Annotated in this window: 3 protein-coding genes; all 3 read right to left on the bottom strand. The window is 75.4% G+C overall.

Features of this window, described 5'->3' with window-relative positions; genetic code table 11:
- Positions 1 to 242, bottom strand: a 242-nt coding sequence (locus C5507_RS21940; RefSeq protein ID WP_211295545.1) for a hypothetical protein, incomplete at its 3' end; no start/stop codon positions are given.
- Positions 243 to 349: 107 nt separating this feature from the next.
- A complete protein-coding gene (locus C5507_RS21935) occupies positions 350 to 1,306 on the bottom strand; it encodes a VWA domain-containing protein (protein WP_104530596.1) in 957 nt (318 codons plus the stop codon).
- A complete protein-coding gene (locus C5507_RS21930) occupies positions 1,303 to 2,337 on the bottom strand; it encodes a DUF58 domain-containing protein (protein ID WP_104530595.1) in 1,035 nt (344 codons plus the stop codon). Before C5507_RS21930 ends, C5507_RS21935 begins: the two co-directional genes overlap by 4 nt.
- Between the last annotated feature and the right edge of the window lie 116 nt (positions 2,338 to 2,453).

Genomic DNA, 2,453 nt, shown 5'->3' with positions numbered 1-2,453 from the left:
GCCTCGACCGACGCCCGCTCCCCCTCGTACCGGCCCACGGCCGCCGCGGCGGCGGCCTGCGCCGCGTCCAGCGCGGCCTGAGCAGCGCCGGCCTGCGTCAGGAGGTCGGTGACCTGGGCGGCGGCGCGCGCCTCGTCGTCGGCGGGCGCCGCGGCGGCCGGTGTCGGCGCCGACCCCAGCCCGATGGCGACCGCGACGGCCAGCACCACCAGTCGACCGGCAGCCCTGCGGTCCGTGCTCACGGCGTGGCGCACTCGTCAGCCCTCTCGTCGTCCGGAGATCTCTTCGACATGCATCGACCCGGCGGGCCGACGACTTGAGCGCCGACGGCCCGCAGCGCGGCCGGGACTCAGACCAAGCGGTTGGTCCAGAGCAGGCTCAGCACGGCGCCGATCAGCACCACGACGACGCCGGCGCGCACGAACCACGGGCTGATGTCCTGCGGCTCGGTCGTGTACCCGATCTGGCTGCCGAGGTCGGCGTAGACCTGCTCGAGCTCGGCCGCGCTGGCCGCCTCGCTGAAGCTGCCGCCGGTCTCGTCGGCGATCTGCTCCAGCGCCGCCCGGTCCACCGGCACCGGCACGTTCTCGCCGTCGATGTCCAGCGTGCCGTAGTCGGTGCCGAACGCGATCGTGGACACCGGGACCCCTGCCGTGCGGGCCGCGTCGATGGCCTGGGTCAGGTCGCGGCCGACCGTGTTCGACCCGTCGGACAGCAGCACGATGCGGGCCGGCGGCAGCTCCTCGCCGCTGCCCTCCAGCGCGGCCTGGAAGTTCTCGATCGCCGACAGCGAGGTGAACACCGCCTCGCCGATCGCCGTCGCCTCGGCCAGATCCAGGTTCTGGATCGCCAGGGCCACCTGCGCGCGGTCGGTCGTCGGCGGCACCACCGTGGTGGCCGTGCCGGCGAAGGACACCAGCCCCAGGTTGATCCGCTCGGGGAGGATGTCGACGAAGTCCGTGGCCGAGCGCTTCATGACCTGGAACCGGGTGGGCTCCACGTCGCGGGCCTCCATGGACAGCGACACGTCGACGGCCATCACCACGGTCGCCTTCTCCCGCGGCACCCGCACCTCGGTGCTCGGCACGGCGAGCGACACGACCAGCGTGGCCAGCCCGAGCGCCACCACGCCGAAGGCCAGGTGCCGCTTCCAGCCGGGCCGCTTGGGCACCAGCGAGCCGAGCAGCGCGACGTTGGTGAACCGTGCGGCGTACGCCGTACGGCGCAGCTGCAGAACCACGTAGACCGCGACCAGCGCGGCCACCACCAGCAGGGCCAGCAGCCACCACGGCGACTGGAAGGTCATCGGGAAGCCCCTCCGTTACCGGCACGCCGGCGTTCTGCGACGAATCGGACGACGTCCATGAGCCAGTCGCGGTCGGTGCGCAGCTGCAGGTGGCCGGCACCGGCCCGGCGGAGTGCGGCGGCCACGCGTTCCCGCTGGGCGGCGGCCCCCGCGGCGTACCGGGCGCGGAACTCCGCGTTGCCGGTCGGCACCTCGAGGGTCTGCCCGCTCTCCGGGTCGACCACGGTCAGCAGCCCGACGTCGGGCAGCTCCAGCTCCCGGGGGTCGACCACCTCGACGGCGAGCAGGTCGTGCCGGGCGCCGAGGCCGCGCAGCGGGCGCTCCCAGTCGCTGTCGCCCAGGAAGTCGGAGATGACGACGACCAGCCCGCGCCGGCGGGGCGGACGGCGCAGCGCCTCCAGCGCCTGCGCCAGGTCACCCCGGCGGCCGCTGGCCGCCCGCGGCGTGGCCACGACCGAGCGCAGCAGCCGCTCGGCGTTCAGCCGGCCCGGCCGAGCCGGGTAGCGGTCGACCCGCTCCCCCGTGGTGACGACGGCACCGAGCCGGTTGCCGCCGTGCACGGTGAGGTGCCCGACGGCGGCCAGCCCGGCGATCGCCAGGTCGCGCTTCTGGCAGTTCGCGGTGCCGAAGTCCAGGCTCGCCGACAGGTCGACCACGGCCCAGGTCTCCAGCTCCCGGTCGGCGATGGTCTCCCGCACGTGCGGCACCTGGGTGCGGGCGGTGACCGGCCAGTCCATCCGCCGGACGTCGTCGCCCGGGTGGTACGTGCGGGAGTCCCCCGCCTCGCTGCCCGAGCCGGGGACCAGGCCCAGGTGGTCGCCCTGCAGCAGGCCGTCCAGCCGCCGTCGGACGGTCAGCTCCAGCCGGCGCAGCAGCACGTCGGCCGGCCCGTCGGTGAAGCGTGGCGGTGCGCCGTCGCCGTCGCCGCCCCCGCCGGCCACCCCCGAGCCGGGCGTCGCCGGGTGCAGGAGCAGCCCGGGGTGCGCGGGAGCGTCCGGGAGCGTCTCCTCCCGCCGGCGCCGCCGGATCACGCCTGCTGCGATCCCGGCGTCGCGCCGTTGCCGGAGCCCTGCCCGGCCGGCGGCTCGGCGAAGCTGTCGACGACGAGCGAGCCGGACATCATGATCGCCACGCCGAAGAACGCGTG

Source organism: Blastococcus saxobsidens (assembly GCF_002938435.1).
Classification (GTDB): Bacteria; Actinomycetota; Actinomycetes; order Mycobacteriales; family Geodermatophilaceae; genus Blastococcus; species Blastococcus saxobsidens.
Note: the sequence above shows the minus strand (reverse complement) of the source record. Positions and strands in the feature narration are given on the sequence as shown.

Coding starts and splice junctions, on each gene's coding strand:
- C5507_RS21935 (WP_104530596.1), bottom strand. CDS start 1,306: ATGACCTTCCAGTCGCCGTGGTGGCTGCTGGCCCTGCTGGTGGTGGCC.